Annotated in this window: 7 protein-coding genes; 1 reads left to right on the plus strand and 6 read right to left on the minus strand. The window is 76.1% G+C overall.

All coding sequences use genetic code 11. From position 1 onward, the window contains the following. Window positions 1-113 precede the first annotated feature (113 nt). Entirely contained in the window at window positions 114-1,721 is a 1,608-nt protein-coding gene (locus ACQP00_RS39315) for a diguanylate cyclase domain-containing protein (RefSeq protein WP_433206307.1), read from the plus strand. On the opposite strand, the gene ACQP00_RS39320 is transcribed toward ACQP00_RS39315, so the two are convergent. The 6 genes from ACQP00_RS39320 to ACQP00_RS39345 form a co-directional block, all read right to left on the minus strand. Further along, window positions 1,615-13,968 (minus strand): fibronectin type III domain-containing protein, encoded by a 12,354-nt coding sequence (locus ACQP00_RS39320; protein ID WP_433206310.1) that lies wholly within the window; start codon window positions 13,966-13,968, stop codon window positions 1,615-1,617. The genes ACQP00_RS39315 and ACQP00_RS39320 overlap by 107 nt on opposite strands. 425 nt (window positions 13,969-14,393) lie before the next feature. Beyond that, a complete protein-coding gene (locus ACQP00_RS39325) occupies window positions 14,394-15,716 on the minus strand; it encodes a lysine N(6)-hydroxylase/L-ornithine N(5)-oxygenase family protein (protein ID WP_433206313.1) in 1,323 nt (440 codons plus the stop codon). Between the two features lie 20 nt (window positions 15,717-15,736). Next, window positions 15,737-16,366: an isochorismatase family protein gene (locus ACQP00_RS39330; RefSeq protein ID WP_433206316.1), complete on the minus strand. Its 630-nt coding sequence runs from the start codon at window positions 16,364-16,366 to the stop codon at window positions 15,737-15,739. Between the two features lie 3 nt (window positions 16,367-16,369). Beyond that, window positions 16,370-17,968, minus strand: coding sequence for a (2,3-dihydroxybenzoyl)adenylate synthase (locus ACQP00_RS39335; protein ID WP_433206319.1), 1,599 nt, complete (start codon window positions 17,966-17,968; stop codon window positions 16,370-16,372). Further along, a complete protein-coding gene (locus tag ACQP00_RS39340; RefSeq protein ID WP_433206322.1) occupies window positions 17,958-19,154 on the minus strand; it encodes an isochorismate synthase in 1,197 nt (398 codons plus the stop codon). The genes ACQP00_RS39335 and ACQP00_RS39340 overlap by 11 nt, the downstream gene beginning before the upstream one ends. Before the next feature lie 45 nt (window positions 19,155-19,199). After that, on the minus strand, window positions 19,200-19,970 hold the full coding sequence (locus ACQP00_RS39345) for a 2,3-dihydro-2,3-dihydroxybenzoate dehydrogenase (RefSeq protein ID WP_433206325.1): 771 nt from the start codon (window positions 19,968-19,970) through the stop codon (window positions 19,200-19,202). Window positions 19,971-20,000 lie beyond the last annotated feature (30 nt).

Here is a 20,000-nt window from a genome sequence, read left to right on the forward strand (position 1 = left end):
CGGGTGCCGGGCCGCGCACGCGGCGGAGCGCAACCTTGCAACCGGGGGCGCCGCGCGCCGATGCGAGAGGTATGCGGGGTTCGACGGGAGCGGCGCCCGACGAGCGGCGTCGGATGCTCAACACGGTCGTCGTGGCGCTGGTGCTGGCCATCGGGGGCGGGTTGTCGGTGGTGGCGGCGGTGCTCGTGCGGCAGGGCGAGAGCCGCTACGCCGGGCAGATGATGGACCGCTACACCGACGACGCCACCGGCGCGGTCGTGGACGAGGTCGGGGCGTACGAGAACGCCCTGGCCGACCTGGCCACCGCCCTCGGCGCGCAGGCCGACCTGACCGCGGGTGACTTCGCCGCGCTCACCTCCGGGCTGAACCGCCAGCGGCTGCCGGCCGCGGCCGGGGTCGCGTTCGTCGCCCCGGCCACCGGCGACGGCATCGGCGCGCTGCAGGACGAGTGGCGCGGGCGCGGGGTGAGCGGGCTGACCCTCGTGCCGATGACCCCGGCGAGCGGCACCGAACACGCGTTCGCCGTGCTCGACCGGACCTTCGACGGGCAGAGCGGCGTGCTCGGGGTGGACGTCAACCAGGCAGCCGAGCCGGCCGAGGCGCTGCGCATCGCCCGCGACTCGGCCGCCTTCACCATCTCGCGCAGCTACGTGCTGCTGCGCGACCGCAAGCTGGCGGCGGCCGACCAGCAGCGCTCGGTGATGCTCGCCCAGCCGGTCTTCGGCTTCCGGGACGGCGGCTGGGACCCCCGGGCGTTCCGCGGGTGGGTGGTGCTGGCGATGCGCGGTACCGACTTCATGACCGACACCCTGCGCGCCGAGGCCCGGGGCGCGGTCCAGCTCACCCTCACCGAGCACGACGGCAACGCCCGCCGCGTGATCGCCACCGCGCCCTCCGGCACGCCCCGCGCCGGCGGCCGCGAGCTCGACCGCGACCGGGTGCTCGAGATCGGGCAGCGCACCTGGCGGCTCTCGCTCACCCCGACTGACCGGCTGCTGCCGGCCACCGACCGGCGGATGACCGCGCTCACGCTGACCGGCGGGCTGGTCGTCACCGCGCTGCTGGCCGTCCTGGTCGGCACCCTGGTCGGGGCCCGGGACCGCGCGGTGAGCCAGGTGGCGGCGGCGACCCTGGCCCTGCGCGCGGACATCGCCCGCCGCGAGGAGACCGAGAGCGCCCTGCGCGCCCGCGAGGCCGAGCTGCGCCACCTCGCCCTGCACGACCCGCTCACCGGGCTGGCCAACCGGACGCTGTTCTGCGAACGGGTCGAGCACGCCTTCGACACCCACCAGCGGGCCGGGCAGACGTTCGCCGTGCTCTTCGTCGACCTCGACGGCTTCAAGCCGGTCAACGACCGGCTCGGGCACAACGCCGGCGACGCCGTGCTGCGCCAGATCGCCGAGCGCCTGCGCCGCGCCACCCGCTCCGCCGACACCGTGGCCCGCCTCGGCGGCGACGAGTTCGCCGTGCTGGTCGAGCTGCTGGCCGCCCCGGCCGACGTGGCCGTGGCCGCCCGGCGGATCATCGCCGCCGTGGAGCGGCCGCTGGAGCCGGTCGACGGGGTCCCCGCCGACGCGGCCACCCTGCCGGTCTCGGCCAGTGTCGGGGTGGCGCTCAGCGGTGCCGCGGCCGGCGTGGACGACATCCTGCGCCGGGCCGACACCGCGATGTACGCGGCGAAGTCGGGCGGCAAGGGCCGGTTCGTGATCGACGGGACCTGACCCGCACCAGCACCGCGACGCCCACCCGTTCCGGCGCGATGCCCGGCCCGGCGAACACGGCCGCGACCGGCCGGATCGGGGCCGTGCTCCGCGGGGCCGGGACGACCGCGGCCGTCTCCGGCTCGCCGCCGCGCCGCGGCCGCCGCCGGCCGGCCAGGCAGGCCAGCCCGCCGAGCAGCAGGAGCAGGACGCCGCCCAGGGCCATCGACTCGACCGGGTCGCCGGTGGTGGCCAGCGTGCCGGACGACGTGCTGCCGGTGCCGTGCCGGACCGGGGCCTTGACCGGCGTCTTGACCGGGGTCGTCACCGGCGTCGTGACCGGGTTCGCCGGTGTGGTCGGTGTGGTGGGGGTGGTCGGCGTGGTCCCCGCGAGCGGGTTGACGTCGAGCACCAGGGTGCGGATCGAGCCGTCCGGGGCCACGCCCTGCGCGACGAAGTCGAGGTCGTCGGCGCCGAGCCCGGACGGGGCCGTGGTCGGCAGGTCGACCGAGCCGTCGTTGTCCACCGTCAGCGTGTCCAGCACGACCACCTGGACGGTCGGGGCGGTGCCGGTGCCGGTGCTGGCGCGCTTGTGCACGTCGGCCGTGTCGATCGGGTGCTGGTCGGCCGAGCCCGTCGTCAGGTACGCCCCGAAGCGGACCGACGAGTTCGGCGCGAAGCCCGACGCCGTGAGCGTGATCGGCTCCCCCGGGCGCATCGTGACGTTGCTGACGCCCAGGTTGCTGACCAGCTGGTCGGCCTGGTTGAGGTCGGGCGGCCAGCTCGGCATCGGCGGGAACGTGGGCCGGCCGCGCACGGTGGCCGGCACCGAGTCGGAGTCGCGGCCGTGCAGGCCGTTGGCGACCACGTCGACGTTGTAGTCGCTGCCGATCGGCAGGAACATCGTGCACTGGGTCGCCGTCGGCGAGGTCGTCACGCAGCGGCCGTTGCCGGTGTGCGACCAGGCGGTGAAGTGGCTGATGCCGGTGCCCGCGCTGGCGGGCAGCGTCCAGCGCACGATCAGCCCGCTATAGCGCGGGTGCACGGTCACGCTCATCGGCGTGCCGGGCGGCGTGCTCGGGTACACCGCCGTGCTCGGCGCGCTCGGCACCGAGTCGGCCTGGGTGCCCTGCGCGACGACGGTGAACGTGTACGCGAGCCCGTCGGTCAGCCCGGTGACGGTGCACGTGGTGGCGCCCGTCGTGGTGCAGGTCTGCCCGCCCGGCACCGCGGTCACCCGGTAGCCGGTGACGCCCGGCCCGCCGGTGCCCGCCGTCCAGCTCACGGTCGCCTGGCCGGCCCCCGGCACCGCGGTCACGCCCACCGGGCTGGCCGGGACGATGCCGCTCGGGTCGAAGGGCGGCGCCGGGATCACCGTGTTGGACGCGGTGCTCGACGCGGAGTCGCCGCCGGCCGAGTGGGCGACCACGGTGAACGTGTACGCCACCCCGTTGGTCAGCCCGGTCACCACGCACGTGGTGGTGCCGGCGGCGGTGCAGGTGAGCCCGCCGGGCGCGGCCGTGACCGTGTAGCCGGTCACCGCGGGCCCGCTCGTGGGCGCGGTCCAGGTGACCCGCGCCGAGCCGGTGCCGGCGTCGGCCGTGACCGCGGTCGGCACGCCCGGCGCGGTCGCGAGCGGCACGACGGCCGGGCTGATCTGTCCGGCGCCGGGCACGCCCGGGTTGACCGAGCTGATCGCGCGGACGACGAAGTGGTACCGGCGGCCGTTGGTCAGCCCCGTCACCGTGCACGAGGTGCCGGTGGTGGAACAGGTCTGCCCGTCGTCGGAGACCACCTCGTAGTGGTCGACTCCCCCGCCGGTCACGGTCGGCGGCGTCCAGCTGACCGTGACCGAGCCGTTGCCCGCGACCACGGTGACCGCGCCGGGCGGGCCGGGCAGGTCGGCCCGCGGGGTGACCGCGCCGGACGGGTCGCTGGACGGCGACGAGCCGGTGGCGCCGGCGCCGTGGGCGACGACCGTGAACGTGTACGCCTGGCCGTTGGTCAGGCCCGAGACGGTGCAGCTGAGCCCGGTGGTGGTGCACACCGCGCCGCCCGGCGCGGCGGTGACGGTGAAGACGTCCAGCCCGCCGCCGGTGCTCGTGGGCATGTCCCAGGTGACCGCGGCCGCGCCGTTGCCCGGCGAGGCGGTCACGTTGACCGGCGTGGTCGGCGGCCCGGGCACGACCGGCCCGGTGCTCGCCGCGGCCGAGGACCCGCCCGGGCCGTTGGCCACCACGCTGAACGTGACCGGATCGCCCGGGTTGAGGCCGGTGATCGTGCAGCTGGTACCGGTGCTCGTGCAGGTCTGCCCGCCCGGCACCGCGGTCACCGTGTAGTGGGTGACCGCGCTCGCGCCGGCCGCCGCCTCCCACGACACGGTGGCGCCGAACGCGGACGCGACCGCGGTGGCCCCGCTCGGGGTGCGGGGCGCGCCGGGGACCGTCGAGGGCGCCGTGGCCGGGGCCGAGCGGCCGGACGGGCCGGTGGCGACGACCGTCACGGTGTACGGCGTGCCGTTGGTCAGCCCGGTGATCGTGCAGTGCGTGGCGCCGGTCGTGGTGCAGGTGGCCAGGCCCGGCAGCGCCGTGGCGGTGTAGCCGGTGGTCGCCGCGCCGCCGATCGGCGTGGTGCCCGGGGTCCAGCTGACCGCGATCAGGCCGTCGCCCGGGGTCGCGGTCGCCGCGGCCGGGGCCGCCGGCGGTCCGGTGATGACCTGCGGGGACGGGGTGCTCGCCACGGACTGCCCGCCGGGGCCGGTGGCGACGGCGACGAAGGTGTACGCCGTACCGTCGCTGAGCCCGTGGACGGTGCACGAGGTGGTGGCGGCGCCGGTGGCGGTGCAGGTCGCCCCGCCCGGGCTGGCGGTGACCGTGTAGCCGTCGATGCCGTCGCCGGTGACGTGCGGCTCGGTCCAGCTCACGACCGCGGTGCCGGAGGTGGCGGCCGGTGCGGCGGTCACGTCCGAGGGCGCGCCGGGCAGGCCGGCGCTCGGCGTCACGGTCGTCGACGGCACGCTCGCGTCGGAGGCGCCGCCCGGGCCGATCGCCCAGACCGCGAAGTTGTAGTCCACGCCGTTGTCCAGGCCGTCGACCACGCAGCTGGTGGCGGTGGTCTCGCAGGCCGAGCCGCCCGGGAAGGCGACCGCGCGGTAGCGCGCCACCCCGGCCCGGAAGGTCGACGGCGGGGTCCAGGAGACGTTGGCCTCGCCGTTGCCGACGACGGCCGTCACGTTCACCGGGGCGGCCGGCGGCCCGGGCGTGACCGGTTCGGTGACCGCGCCGGCCGAGTCGCCGCCGCCGCCGTTGGCCACGACCGTGAACGTATACGAGGTGCCCGGGGTCAGCCCGCCCACCGTGCACGTGGTCGCCGTGGTGGTGCAGGTGGCCCCGCCCGGCGACGCGGTGACGGTGTAGCCGGTGACGGTGCCCCCGCCGGTCGGCGCGGTCCAGCTGACCGCGGCGTCGTTCTGGTTGGGCAGCGCGGTCGCGTCGGTCGGGGCGCCGGGCGGGCCGGCCACGAGCGCGGTGCCGAGCGTGCCCGCGGCCGAGTCGCCGGTGCCGGGCACGCCGCTGGCGACCACCGAGAAGGTGTACGCCGTGCCGTTGCTCAGGCCGGTGATGGTGCAGCTGGAGTCGACGCTGGTGCAGGTCTGCCCGCCGGGCGAGGCGGTCGCCACGTACTGCGCGATCCCCGCACCCTGGTTCGCCGGCGCGGTCCAGGAGACGTCGGCCGTGCCGTCGCCGACGACCGCGGTGACGGCGGTGGGCGCGCCGGGCGGGCCGGCGATCACGGCGACCGACGGCGTGCTCGCGGCCGAGTCGCCGCTGAGCCCGTTGGCCACGACGGTGAACGTGTAGCTGGTGCCGCCGGTCAGGCCGGTCACCGTGCAGCTGGTGCCGGTCGTCGCGGTGCACGTGGCCCCGCCGGGCGCGGCGGTGACCGTGTAGTGGTTCACGCCCGCGCCGGTCTGTGCCGGGGCGACCCAGGTGACGTTGGCGGTACCGCTGCCGGGCGTGGCCACGACCGCGGTCGGCGGGCCGGGCGGGCCGGGCACCGAGGAGCCGGACGTGGTCGCCGGGTCCGAGGTGCCGGTGTTGCCCGCGCCCACCGCGACCACGCTGAACGTGTACGCGGTGCCGTTGGTCAGCCCGGTGATCGTGCACTGGGTGACGCCGGTGGTGCAGCTCGCCCCGCCGGGCGCGGCCGTCACGACGTAGTGGTCGACGGTCGCTCCGCCCGCCGGCGGCGTCCAGGACACCACGGCCGAGCTGCCGCCGGCGGTCGCCAGGACGGCGGTCGGCGGGGGCGGCGGCCCGGGCAGGACCGCGTTGGACACCGCCGAGGGCGCCGAGGAGCCGACCGCGCCGGCCCCCACCGCGGTGACGGTGAACGTGTAGGAGGTGCCGGGCGTGAGCCCGGTGACGGTGCAGGTGAGCGCGGTGACGGTGCAGGTGGCGGGGCCGGGCGTGGCCGCGACGACGTAGTGGTCGACCGGGGCGCCGCCGGTGGGCGCGGTCCAGGTGACCGTGGCGCTGGTGTTGCCGGCCACGGCGGTCGCGGTGCCGGGCGCGGCGGGCGGGCCGGGGTTGATCGCCCCGCCGGTCCCGGCCACGGCCGAGATGCCGGTGCTGCCCACGCCGACCGCGACCACGGTGAACGTGTAGCCGGTGGCGCCGTTGAGGCCGCTGATGGTGCAGCCGGTCGCGTCCAGCGCGATGCAGACCGCGCCGCCGGGTGCGGCGGTGACCAGGTAGTGGTCGATGCCCGCGCCGTCGTTGACCGGGGCGGTCCAGGTCACCGTGGCGGTGCCGGGGCCGGCCGTGGCCGTGACCGAGGTCGGCGCGTTCGGGGGCCCGACCCGCACGCTGGTGGTCGGCGCGCTGACCGGGGCGTCGCCGCCGGGGCCGGTGGCCCGGACGGTGAACGTGTACCCCTGCCCGGAGCTCAGCCCGGTGATGACGCACGAGGTGCCGGTGGTGGTGCAGGTCCCGCCGCCCGGCGAGGCCAGCACGACGTAGCCGGTGACGCCGGCGCGCAGGATGCCCGGCGGCTGCCAGGAGACCGTGACGCCGCCGCTGCCCGCGGTCACGGTGACGCCGGTGACCGCGTCCGGCGCGCCCGGCACGACGACCGGGCTGGGCAGGGTCGGCAGCGACGAGCCGGTGCCGGACGGGCCGGCGGCGGCGACCACGAAGGTGTACGGCACCCCGTTGGTCAGGTTGTGCACGACGCACGTGGTGGCGCTGGTCGAGCAGGTCTCCCCGCCCGGCAGCGCGGTCACCACGTAGTGGTCCACCACCCCGCCGGCGCTCGCCGACGCGGTCCACGAGACCGTGGCCGTGCCGTCGCCGCCGGTCGCCGTGACGGCGCTCGGCGCCGACGGCGGGCCCGCGGTCACCGGATCGGAGGCGGCGCTGACCGGCGACGCTCCACCGGGACCGTCGGCCACGACCGTGAAGGTGTAGGCGGTGCCGGGGGTGAGCCCGAGCACGGTGCAGGAGGTGCCGGCCGCGCTCAGCGTGACGCAGAACGCCCCGCCCGGCGCGGCGGTCACCGTGTAGCCGGTGATCCCGGCGCCGGTGTCGCTCGGCGCGGTCCAGGACACGGCGGCCGAGCGGTCGCCGGCCGTGGCCGTCACCGCGGTCGGTGCGGCCGGGGCGCCGGTGACCCCGGCGACCGGGGTGCTCGCGATGGAGGAGCCGGTGCCGGTGACGCCGTGGGCGACGACCGAGAAGGTGTACGGCACCCCGTCCGTCAGCCCGGTGATGGTGCACACGGTCGCGTTGCTGACGCTGCAGGACGCGCCGCCCGGGTACGCCGTCGCCGTGTAGTGGTCGATGCCCGCCCCGAGGTTGCCGGGGACGTCCCACGACACGGCGGCCTGGCCGCTGCCGGCCGCGACGGTGACGCCGCCGGGACGGCTCGGCGGGCCGGGCGCGACCGCGGCGGAGGCGTCGCTCGCCGGCGAGTCGGCGACGAAGCCGTTGGCCACGACGGTGAACGTGTAGTCGGTGCCGGGGGTGAGCCCGAGCACGGTGCAGGACGTGTCCGACGGCGACAGCGTGACGCAGCCGGCCCCGCCCGGGTCGGCGGTCACGGTGTAGCCGGTCACGCCGCCCCGCACGACCGCCGGGGCGGTCCACGACACGGTGGCGGTGTGGTCGCCGGCCACCGCGTTCACGGCCGACGGCGGGTCGGGCGCGCCCGCGGGCGCCAGGGCGCCGGCCACGCTCGGCAGCGAGTCGCCGGTGCCGCCGGACCCGACCGCGACGACCGTGAACAGGTAGCCGACGGTCGCCGTCAGGCCGGTGACGGTGCAGGTCGTGGTGGTCGCGTCGACCGTGGCGCAGGTGGCACCGCCGGGCAGCGCGGTCACCGCGTAGTGGTCGATGCCGGCCCCGGTGTTCGTGGGCGCGGTCCAGGCGATGATCGCGTCGGTACCGCCCGAGGGCGTGACCGAGACGCCGGTCGGCGCGCCGGGCGGCCCGACGGTGACCTGGTTGCTCGGCGCGCTCGCGGTGCCGCTGCCGCCGGGGCCGGTGGCCGTGACGGTGAACGTGTAGGCGGTGCCGCCGAGCAGGCCGCTCACGGTGCAGGACAGACCGGTGGTGGCGCACGTGGCCCCGCCGGGGCTGGCGGTGACGAGGTAGCCGGTGACGCCGGCCCGCGCGTCGGTGGGCGCGGTCCACGACACGACGGCCGAGCGGGACCCGCCCACCGCGGTCACGGTGCCGGCCGCGCCGGGTGCGCCCGGGGTGACGGCCGGGGACGGGTCGCTCGCCGGGGACGTGCCGGTGACGTCGACGCCGTCGGCGATGACGGTGAACGTGTACGCCGTACCGTCGGTCAGCCCGGTCACCGTGCAGGTGAGCAGCAGCAGGGTGGAGCAGGAGGCGCCGCCGGGCGAGGCGGTCACGGTGTAGCCCGCGATGCCCGCGCCGGTGCTCGCCGGAGCGGTCCAGGTGACCACGGCGCTGCCGCTGCCGGCCGTCGCGGTGACCGCGGTCGGCGCGCCGGGCGGGCCGGTGCGCACCTGGTTCGACGGGCCGCCGGCCGGCGAGGAGCCGCCGGGGCCGTTCGCGACGACGCCGAACGTGTAGGCGGTGCCCGGCGTCAGGCCGGTCACGGTGCAGCTGCTGGTGCTCGTGGTGCAGGTCGCGCCGCCGGGCGAGGCGGTCACCGTGTAGCCCGTGACGCCGGCCCGGGTGATGAGCGGGCCGACCCAGGAGACGGTGGCGGCGCCGTTGCCGGGCGTGGCCACGACGAGCGTCGGGGCGTCCGGCGGGCCGCTCACGGCGGCGCCGCTGGTGCCCGCGGCCGAGGTGCCGGACGCGCCGGTGCCGTTGGCCACCACCGCGAAGGTGTACGCGATGCCGTTGCCCAGCCCGCTCACGGTGCAGGACAGACCGGTGGTGCTGCAGGTGGCGCCGCCGGGCGAGGCGGTCACCGTGTAGCCGGCGATGCCCGCGCCCGCGTTGGTCGGGGCGGTCCACGACACCGTGGCGGTGCCGTTGCCGCTCGTCACCGTGACGCCGGTCGGGGCGGCCGGCGGGCCGGGGACCATCGACGGCGACGGCGCGCTGGCCGGCGAGGTGCCGCCGGGGCCGGTGGCGACGACCGTGAACGTGTAGGCGGTACCGCTGACGAGCCCGGGAACCGAGCACGAGGTCGTGGCCGTGGTGCAGGAGGCCCCGCCCGGGGAGGCGGTCACCGTGTAGCTGCTCACGCCGGCCCGCGCGGTCGCCGGTGCGGTCCAGGAGACGGTGGCGGCGCCGCTGCCCGCGGCCGCGGTGACCGCGGTCGGGGCGTCCGGCGGCCCGGGCTGGACGCTCGCCGCGACGCTGGCGATCGAGTCGCCGGTCAGGCCGACGCCGTTGGCCACCACGCTCACCTGGTAGGCGGTGCCGTTGGTGAGGCCGGTGAGCAGGCAGGTGCGCAGGATGGTGGTGGCGACGCAGGTGGCCCCGCCCGGCGAGGCGGTCACCGTGTAGCCGGCCAGCCCGGCGCCGGTGTTCGCCGGCGCCGTCCAGGACACGAGCGCGGTGGTGTTGCCGCCGGTCACCGTGACACCGGTCGGCGGCGCGGGCGGGCCGGGCGTGACCGGGGTCGTGGTGGTGCCGGGCGAGGTGCCGCCGGGGCCGTTGGCCGTGACGGTGAACGTGTACGCGGTGCCGCCGGCCAGGCCGGGCACGGTGCAGGACAGGCCGCTGGTGGTGCAGGTGGCCCCGCCCGGCGAGGCGGTCACCGTGTAGTCGGTGACGCCGGCCCGGGTGATGAGCGGGGCGATCCAGGAGACGCCGACGCCCGCGTTGCCGGCCACGGCGACCACGAGGGTCGGCGCGTCGGGCGCGCCCGGCGTGGACGGTCCGGCGTACCCCGCGCTCGACGCGCCGGTGTTGCCGGTGCCGACCGCGACGACGCCCACGGTGTAGGTCACGCCGCCGGTCAGCCCGGTGATGGTGCACGCGGTGCCGCTGCTGGTGCAGGTGGCCCCGCCCGGCGACGCGGTGGCGACGTAGTGGTCGATGCCGGCCCCGTCGTTGGTCGGCGCGGTCCAGGCCACGGCCAGGGTGCCGTTGCCGCCGGTGGCCGTGACGCCCGTCGGGGCGCCGGGCGGGCCGGGCGTCACGGCGGCCGAGGCGGTGCCGGTGGACGAGCCGCCGGGGCCGTTGGCGACGACGGAGAACGTGTAGGCGATGCCGCTGCCGAGGCCCGCGACCGTGCAGCCGGTGGTGGCCGTGGTGCAGGTGGCCCCGCCCGGCGACGCGGTCACCGTGTAGTTGGTGAGGCCGGCCCGGGTGACGGCGGGCGCGGTCCAGGACACGGCGGCGATGCCGGCGCCCGGGGTCGCGGTGACGCCGGTCGGGGCGTCGGGGGCGCCCGGCGTGGCCGCGCCCGACGGCGTGCTGGCCGGCGACGAGCCGGTGCTCGCGATGCCGTTGGCCACGACGGTGAAGGTGTACCCCTGCCCGGAGCTCAGGCCGCTGACCGTGCAGGAGGTGGTCGCCGTGGTGCAGGTGGCGCCGCCGGGGCTGGCGGTCGCCGTGTAGGTGGCGATGCCCGCGCCCCGGTTGACCGGCGCGGTCCACGACACGGTGGCGGCGGTGCCGGCGGCGGTGGCCGTGACGGCGGTCGGCGCCCCGGGCGGGCCGGGGGTGATCGCGGACGTGGTGGTCCCGGTCGACGTCCCACCGGGGCCGTTGGCCGTGACGGTGAACGTGTACGCGGTGCCGCCGGTCAGGCCGGTGACGGTGCAGGACAGGGTGCTGGTGCTGCAGGTGGCCCCGCCCGGCGACGCGGTCACCGTGTAGCCGGTCAGCCCGCCGCGGGTGGTGAGCGGCGCGACCCAGGAGACGTTCGCCGAGGCGTTGCCGGCCACGGCGACGACCAGCGTCGGCGGGTCGGGCGCGCCCGGGGCGACGAGCGACGTCGGCGTGCTCGCGGCGGAGTCGCCGGTGCCGGCCACGCCGTTGGCCACGACGGTGAACGTATAGCCGATGCCGTCCACCAGGCCGGTGAAGGTGCACGTGGTGGTCGTGCTCGTGCACGTGGCCCCGCCGGGCAAGGCGGTCACGGTGTAGCGCAGGATGCCGCCGCCCGGGTTGGCCGGGGCCGTCCACGACACCGTCACGGTGCCCTGGCCGGTCGCCGCGGAGGCGCCGGTCGGCACGCCGGGCGGGCCGGGCTTGACCGGCGTCGTGCTGCTCGCCGGGTCGGAGGCGCCGCCGGGGCCGGTGGCCACGACGCCGAAGGTGTAGGCGGTGCCGGGGACCAGCCCGGTCACGGTGCACGTGGTGGTGACGGTGGTGCAGGTCGCGCCGCCCGGGCTGGCGGTCACCGTGTAGGTGTCCACGCCGGCGCGGGTGACGGCCGGGGCGGTCCAGGACACCACGGCGCTGCGGGCCCCGGCGGTGGCGGTCACCGCGGTCGGCGCGTCGGGGGCGCCGGGCACCACCGGGGGGCTGGGGTCGCTGGCCGGCGACGAGCCGGTCCCGCCGAGGCCGAGGGCGACGACCGAGACGGTGTACTGCTGGCCGTCGTCGAGGCCGCTGATGGTGCACGTCTGCTGGGCGGCGTTGACCGTGATGCACACGTGCAGGCCGGGCGTGGCCGTGGCGATGTAGGCCGAGATCAGGTTCGGCGACAGCAGCGGCGCGTTCCAGGACACGTTGAGGGCGCCGTTGAGCGCGGTGGCCTGCACCTGGCGGGGCGCGCCGGGCGGGCCGACGCTCGTGGTGGCGCCGGTCGCGGCCGCGGACGAGGTGCCGCCGGGGCCGATGGCGACGACCGAGAAGGTGTACGGGATGCCCGTACCCAGCCCGGTGACGGTGCACGTGGTGCCGCTGCTGGTGCACGTGGCCCCGCCCGGGGAGGCGGTCACCCGGTAGCCCGTGACGCCGGCCCGCTGCACCAGCGGCGCCAGCCAGGACACGGTCGCCGCGCCGATGCCGGGCGTGGCCGTGACGAGCGAGGGCGCGTCCGGCGGGCCGGGCACCACGATGCTCGAGGCGAGGCTGGGCAGCGAGTTGCCGGTGCCGGCGGCGCCGTTGGCCACCACGGTGAAGGCGTAGCCGACGCCGTTGGTCAGCCCGCTCACCACGCAGCCGGTGCCGGTGCCGGTGCAGCTCGCGCCGCCGGGCACCGCGGTCACCGTGTAGCGGTCGATGCCGGCGCCGGTCGAGGCCGGGGCGGTCCACGACACGGTCGCCGAGCCGTCGCCGGCGACCGCGGTCACGGCCGTCGGCAGGCCGGGCGGGCCGGGGCGGACGCTGTTGGACGGATCGCTGACCGCCGATGGCCCGGCGGTGCTGTTGGCGACGACCGTGAAGGTGTACGCCTGGCCCGCGGTCAGCAGCGGCACCGTGCACGAGGTGCCGGTGAGGGCCGTGCAGGTGGCCCCGCCCGGGGAGGCGGTCACCGTGTAGCCGGTGACGCCGACGCCCGGGCTGGCCGGCGCGGTCCACGACACCGTCGCCGCGTTGCTGCCCGGCGTCGCGGTGACGGCGGTCGGCGCGCCGGGCGGGCCGGCGGTGAACGCGGCCGACGGCTGGCTGGGCGCCGAGATGCCGGTCAGCCCGACGCCGACCGCGACGACCGTCACCGTGTAGCTGGTGGCCGGCAGCAGGCTCAGCATCGTGCAGCTGGTGTCGGTGGCGGTGAGGGTGCCGCAGGGCAGCAGGCCCGGGGAGGCGTAGGCGACGTAGTGGTCGATGCCCGCGCCGACGAAGGCCGGGGGCGTCCAAGTGATGGTCGCCGTCAGGAAGCCGGGGGTGACGGTGACGTTCGTCGGTGCGCCGGGCGGGCCGGGGGTCACCGCGTTCGTCACGGCCGGGGTCGAGTTGCCGGTGCCGGCCACACCGTTGGCCACGACCGAGAAGGTGTACGTGTTGCCGCTCGTCAAACCGGTGACGGTGCAGCCGAGCAGCAGCGAGGTGCAGGTCTGCCCGCCCGGGCTCGCGGTCACCGTGAAGTGGTCGACCCCGGCGCCGCCGTTGAGCGGGCCGAGCCAGGACACGACGGCCGAGTTGGCCAGGGCCACGGCCCCGACGGAGAGCGGCGGGCTCGGCGGCCCGATGTTGACCAGCGGCGAGGCGAGGCTCGCGATCGAGCTGCCGGCGCCGTTGATCGCGACCGCGGTGACCTGGAACGAGTACGAGCCGCCGGGGGTCAGGCCGCCGACGGTGCACGAGGTGCTGGACGTGGTGCAGGTCTGGCTGCCCAGCACGGTGGTCACCACGTAGTAGGCGATGCCCGCCCCGACGTTGGCCGGGGCGGTCCAGGAGACGGTCGCCTGGGTGTTGCCCGACGTGGCGAAGACGCCGGTGGGCATGCCGGGCGGGTTGGCCGGATCGACGACGGTGACCGTGCCGGCCGCGGCCGGGGTCGATACGCCGCCGGGACTGGTGGCCGTGATGGTGACGACCCACGAGCCGGCCGGGACGTTCGGGATGGTGCAGGCGAGCAGGATCGCGGTGCACTGCAGGGTGGTCGATCCCTTGGTCGCGGTGGCGGTGTAGCCGGAGGCGCCGCCGGGCGAGCCGAGCCAGGTGACGGCGATCGAATTGACGCCGCCGGACGCGCCGGCTCCCGTTGGCGGGTTCGGCGCGGCTTCGATGTGAGCCTTGGGCTGCGCCTTGGCCCTGACGGACTTCGTGGGCGTCGCCACGACCGCCTTGGTCGGCACCGGCTTCGATACGGCGGCGGCCTTGGCAGCGGCCGGCGTAGATGGCGTCGCGGCCTTCGTGGGGACAGGCTTCGATGGCACTGCGGCCTTCGTAGGCGCTGGCTTCGATACGGTCGGCTTGACCGCGGCGGGTTTCACCGCCTTCGGAGCCTTCGTCGACACGACCGCTGGGCCCTTGCTCGCATCGGCGGTGGGACTGGCTTCCGCACGATGGGCAAGGGCCAGCAGGACGAATCCGATTCCGGCAACGATGAACAGACCCAACAGGACGGCCCGTCGCATCGCGATCCGATCGCATGCAGCCACTCCGGCACACCTCTCCTCCGGCTTTCATCCCGAGGATCACCCATTTCGGATGGTTTAGGTGCGCATATTTATGTCGTTATTCCTCTGACGAATCCACAATGGACTCACTTTTAAGCGCGCCGGACGCTTGTAACCGGGCAAATGTCGGGCGAGGTCGGATTGTGGCTGCTAGGTTCGGTTCCGGGACGCCCGTGAGCCCGCTATGGCGCCGTGCCCACGAGCGGCCGGACGGCCTCGTCGGCGAGCCCGGCCCGGTCCGCGACCGCCGCCCCGAGCGAGGCCGCGATCTCGCCGGAACGCACCGCCACCGCCGACAGCAGCGTCGACGTTATCCCGTGCGCGTGCTCGGTGCCGCCCTGGACGTAGACCCCGGCCCGCAGCGCCTCGCCGGTGCGGACGCGGTAGTCGCGGCCGACCCGCAGCAGCCCCTCCTCGTCGCGCAGGCAGTGCGCCCCGGCCGCGCCGAGCAGGCGGGCCGCGTCGACCGGGCGGTAGCCGGTGGCGTAGACGATCGCGTCGGCGTCGAGGGTCAGGTGCTCCCCCGAGGGCAGGTGCTCCACGACCGCCGTCACGCCGTCCGCCCGGGCCCGCAGCTCCGCCAGCCGCGAGGCGTTGAGCATGCGCAGCCGGCGGCGGCCGAGGACCTGCTCGCGGTACGAGCGACGGTAGAGGTCCTCGATGAGGTCGCCGTCGACGACGGAGTAATTGGTGTTGCGGTGGTAGTCGAAGAGCATCCGCTTCACGTCGGCGGGCGCGTCGAAGTAGAGGTCGACCGCCTCCGGGTCGAAGATGCGGTTGGCGAAGTTGCTGTCGTCGGCCGGGCTGTAGCCGTAGCGGAAGAACACCGAGCAGACCTCGGCCGACGGGTAGCGCTCGTGCAGGAACGCCACCGACTCGGCGGCGCTCTGCCCGGCCCCGACCACGATGAACCGCTCGGGCCGCTCGACCGCGAAGCGCTCGGCCCGGTGCAGGATGTCGAGGTTGTGCCACACCCGCTCGGCCGCCTCCACCCCGGCCGGCAGGCTCGGCTCCAGGCCGACGGCGACGACGACGTTGCGGGCGCTCAGCCGGAGCACTCCCCCGCGGTGCGCGGCGACCACCTCGAGCAGCGCGCCGCCGGCGGCCGGGACGACGTCGGTGACCGTGTGGCCGTACAGCACCGGCTCGCCCACCCGGTCCGCGGCCCATTCGAGGTAGTCGTGGAACTCGACCCGCAGCGGGTACATCGTCTTGTAGTTGATGAAGTCGGCCAGCCGGTCCTTGGCGTGCAGGTAGGACACGAAGCTGTAGCCGCTGGCCGGATTGCGCAGCGTCACGAGGTCCTTGAGGAACGACACCTGCATGGTGGCGTCCTCGAAGAGCATCCCGCGGTGCCAGCCGAAGGTGTCCTGCTGCTCCACGAACACCGCGCGGATCTGCTCGGGTGCCGGGCGGCAGGAGTTGTACTCCTCGATCGCGATCGCCAGCGCGAGGTTGGACGGCCCGAAGCCGATGCCGACGACGTCGTACACGCCTGCGTCCATGGGTTCGCCTTTCACGTCGGTCACTGCAGTCCCTCGGTGATCTCGGCCGCCGTGGCCACGACGCCACAGCGGTCCCGGACGTGCCGCAGCGCGTCACGGTGGTGGGCGGGGCTGAAGTCGGCGACGGCGTCGGCGACCACGAACGGCTGGATGTCGCGCATGAACGCGTCCAGCGCGGTGGCGAGCACCCCGATGTGGGCGTACACGCCGGTGATGATGAGCTGGTCCCGCCCGCCCAGCAGCGCGGCGAGCGGGGTGCCGACGAAGGCGCTGTAGCGGCGCTTGGTCACGCGGTGCTCGCCGGCGGCCGGGGTGAGCGCGTCGGCGATCGCGAGCGCGCGCTCGTCCGGCGGCGGTCCGTCGCCCCAGAAGTCCTGCAGCAGCCCGCGCTCGGCCAGGCTCTGCCCGCCGGGCTGGGCCGAGAACACGACCGGGATCCCGAGCTCGGCCGCGTGCTTGCGCAGCCCGTTGATGTTGTCCACGACCCGGCCGATCAGCGCCTGGTCGGAGGTGCCGAACGGGGCCAGGAAGTAGTGCTGCATGTCGTGCACGAGCAGCGCGGCGCGGGCCGGATCGGGGCGCCAGCCGACGCGGGCCTGGGCGATACCGAGGTCGGTCGGCACCGGGTACGGGGTGATTCGGGGCAGCACGGCTCAGCCTTTCTGGGTCGCGGCCAGGGCCGCGCGGAGCTCGCGGCGGCTGACTTTGCCGACGCCGGTGACGGGGAACGCCGCGAGGATCTGCAGCCGGTCCGGGATCTTGTAGGCGGCGAGCCCGCGCTCGCGCATGTGCCGGCGCAGGGCGGGCAGGGTGAGCGGGGCGGCGCCGGGCCGGGGCACCACGAACGCGCAGCTGCGCTCGCCGAGATAGGCGTCGGGCACCGCGACGACCGCGGCGTCGTGCACCGCGGGATGGGTCAGCAGGTGGTTCTCGACCTCCTCGGCCGCGATCTTCTCGCCGCCCCGGTTGATCTGGTCCTTGGCCCGGCCCTCGACCACCAGGTAGCCGTCGGGGCGCAGCCGGACCAGGTCGCCGGTGCGGTAGAAGCCGTCGGCGGTGAAGGCGGTGCGGTTGTGCTCGGCGGCCCGCCAGTACCCGCGGATGGTGTACGGCCCGCGCGTGAGCAGGTGCCCCACCTCCCCCACCGGCACCGGCTCGTCGCGCTCGTCCACGATGCGCAGCTCGTCGTCGGGGCTGATCGGCCGGCCCTGGGTGTGCAGCACGATCTCGTCGGGGTCGTCGAGCCGGGTGTAGTTCACGAGCCCCTCGGCCATCCCGAACACCTGTTGCAGGCGGCAGCCGAGGCCGGGGCCGATCCGCGCGGCGACGGTGTCGACGAGCTTGGCCCCGCCGACCTGGAGCACGGCCAGGCTGGACAGGTCCGGCCTGTCCGCGGCGGCCTCGACGGCCTCCAGCCAGAGCAGGGCCAGGGGCGGTACGACGGCGGTGATGGTGACCCGCTCGGCCGCGATCAGCGGCAGGACGGTCGCCGGGTCGGGCCGCGGGGCGAGCACGATCCGGCCGCCCGCGTGCAGCACGCCGAGCACGCCCGGTGAGGACATGGTGAAGTTGTGCGACACCGGCAGCGCCGTCAGATAAATACTGTCCGGGCCGAGCGCGCAGATCTCGGCGGAGGCGCGGACGCTGTACAGGTAGTCGTCGTGCGTGCGCGGGATGAGCTTCGGCAGCCCGGTGCTGCCGCCGGACAGCTGCAGGAACGCGACCTCGTCGGCCGCCGGGCCGGCGGGCAGCCGGGCCACGTCGGCCGGGTCCGCGTAGAGCGAGTCGAGCCGCACGTGCCCACCGGCGTCGCCGGCCACGATGAGGGTGGCGGGCTCGGCCGCGGTGGCGAGGGTGCGGTGGTCGAAGCCCTCGTGCACGTCGGTGGTGACGAACGCGACCGCCTCGGTGTGGGCGCAGAAGTAGCCGATCTCGGCCGAGCGGTGCGCCGGCAGCGCGAAGACCGGCAGCGCGCCGAGGCGGAACAGCGCGAAGACGACGTCGAAGTACGCGGCGGTGTTGGGCAGCTGCACCACCACCCGGTCGCCCCGGCGCACCCCGATCCCGTGCAGGCCGGCGGCCAGGCGCAGGGCCCGGTCGCGCAGCTGCGCGTAGCTGACCCGGTCGGCGCCGTCCACGACCGCGATCCGGTCGCCGTGCGCTGCGGCCCGCTCGCGCAGCAGGTCGTCGAAGGTCTGGCCGGTCCAGTAGCCGCGGTCGCGGTACACCCGGGCGAATTCCTCAGGAAACATCGGCCTGCTCCGTCGCCAGCCCGAGGGCGGCCAGCATGGTGCCGAGCTTCGCGGAGGTCTCGGCCAGCTCGGCCTCGGGATCGGAGCCGGCCACGATCCCGGCCCCGGCGAACAGGTCGAGGCCACCGGCGTCGGCGACCGCGCAGCGGATGGTGACCGCCCACTCGCCGTCCCCGGCCGCGTCGACCCAGCCGACCATGCCGGTGTAGAAGCCGCGGTCGAACGGTTCGAGCTCGCCGATCGCGGCCCGCGCGGCCACGGTCGGGGTGCCGCACACCGCGGGCGTCGGGTGCAGCGCGGCGGCCAGGGTCAGCGCGCTCACGGCCGGGTCGGCGACGGTGCCGGTGACCAGGGTGCCCAGGTGCCACATGGTGTTGGTGCGCACCAGCGTGGGCTCCGCGGGCACCGTGAGCTGTGCGCAGAACGGGCGCAGCGCGTCGGCCACGGCCCGGGTCACGACCGCGTGCTCGTGCCGGTCCTTCTCGGAGCGCAGCAGGGCGGCGGCGCGGCGGGCGTCCTCGGCCGGGTCGGCGCTGCGGGCGGCCGAGCCGGCGAGCGGGTGGGCCGCGACCTGCCGGCCGTGCCGGGAGACGAGCAACTCGGGACTGGCCCCGAGCAGTGTTCGCCCCCCGCCCAGATCGATGCCGAAGGTGTACCCGCCGGGCTCCCGCGCCGCGAGCGCCCGCACCACCGGCGCCGGGTCGAAGCCGGGCGCGTCGGCCCGCAGCGAGCGGGCCAGCACCACCTTGGTGTACTGCCCGTCGCCGATCTCCCGCACCGCCCGGTCGACGGCGGCCGCGTACCGGTCGGGCGCGGGCACCGGACGCAGCCGGTCGATGGCCTGCACGGCCGCGGGGCCGGCGGGCTCGCCGGGGCCCATGGGGCGGCCGCGCCGCAGGTGCAGGGGGACGACCAAATGGGCGTGCGCGTCCGGGGCGAACGGCACCGCGCCGACCACGGTGCGCACCGAGTGCCCGGCCGCCTCGGCCACGCCGAGCACGGCCTGCACCCGGCGGTCGAGGTCGGCCAGGGCGTCGCGGCGGCCGGAGGGCGGGACCGCGAAGTACGTGCCCTCGGCCAGCAGCGTGCCGCGCGGCGAGGCGAAGAGCGAGGACGTGCCGGGGCGGTACGCGGCGACGAGTTCGGCGGCGGAGCCGACGGCGGGCTCGGTGGAGACGGTGGTCACGGGTGGTGCTCCCTTCGGCCGGCAGGGTGTTGCCGGGATCGGCGCTCAGGCGCGCAGCGTGGCGCCGCCGTCGACGTACAGGTCGTGCATGGTGATGTGCCGGGCGCGCTCCGAGGCGAGGAAGAGCACGGCGTCGGCGATGTCCTCGGGCTCGGCGATGCGCCCGAGGGGAATGCCGGACCGGTAGGCCGCGGGGTCGCCGGCGACGACCGCCGCCGCCCCGGCCGCGGGCCCGCCGGGGTGTCCGGCCCACATGGCCCGCTGCATCGGGGTGTCGGTCGAGCCGGGGGCGACGACGTTGCAGCGGATGCCGTACTCCGCCAGCTCCAGCCCGAGGCTCTTGGTGAAGTGGGTCGCGGCCGCCTTGGACGCGGCGTACGCGGCCATCCCGGCCCGCGGCACACCGGCCGCGTTGGACGAGACGGTCACGATGGCGCCGGCCCGGCGGACCCGCATCCGCCGGGCCACCGCACGGCTGGCGTGGAATACCCCGGTCGCGTTGACCGCGAACGTGTCGGCCCAGTCGGCGTCGGAGCAGCCGAGCACCGGGCCGGTGCGCAGGATCCCGGCCACGTTGACCAGGACGGTGATCGGGCCGAGCCCGGCCTCGACGGCCGCGACGACGTCCTCCACCTGTGCCGCCGAACTGACGTCGGCGGGGTGGGCGGCGATGCCGTCGAACTCGGCGGCGAGCTTGGCGACGCCGTCGGCGTCGCGGTCGACCGCCGCGACCCGGGTGCCGCCGGCGGCGAACGCCACGGCGACGGCGCGGCCGATGCCCTGAGCGGCGCCTGTCACCAGCGCGATCCCGTCCATGATCCTCCTTCGATGTAAGGTTAGCCTAAG

It is taken from the genome of Dactylosporangium sp. CS-047395 (assembly GCF_050942185.1).
Classification (GTDB): Bacteria; Actinomycetota; Actinomycetes; order Mycobacteriales; family Micromonosporaceae; genus Dactylosporangium.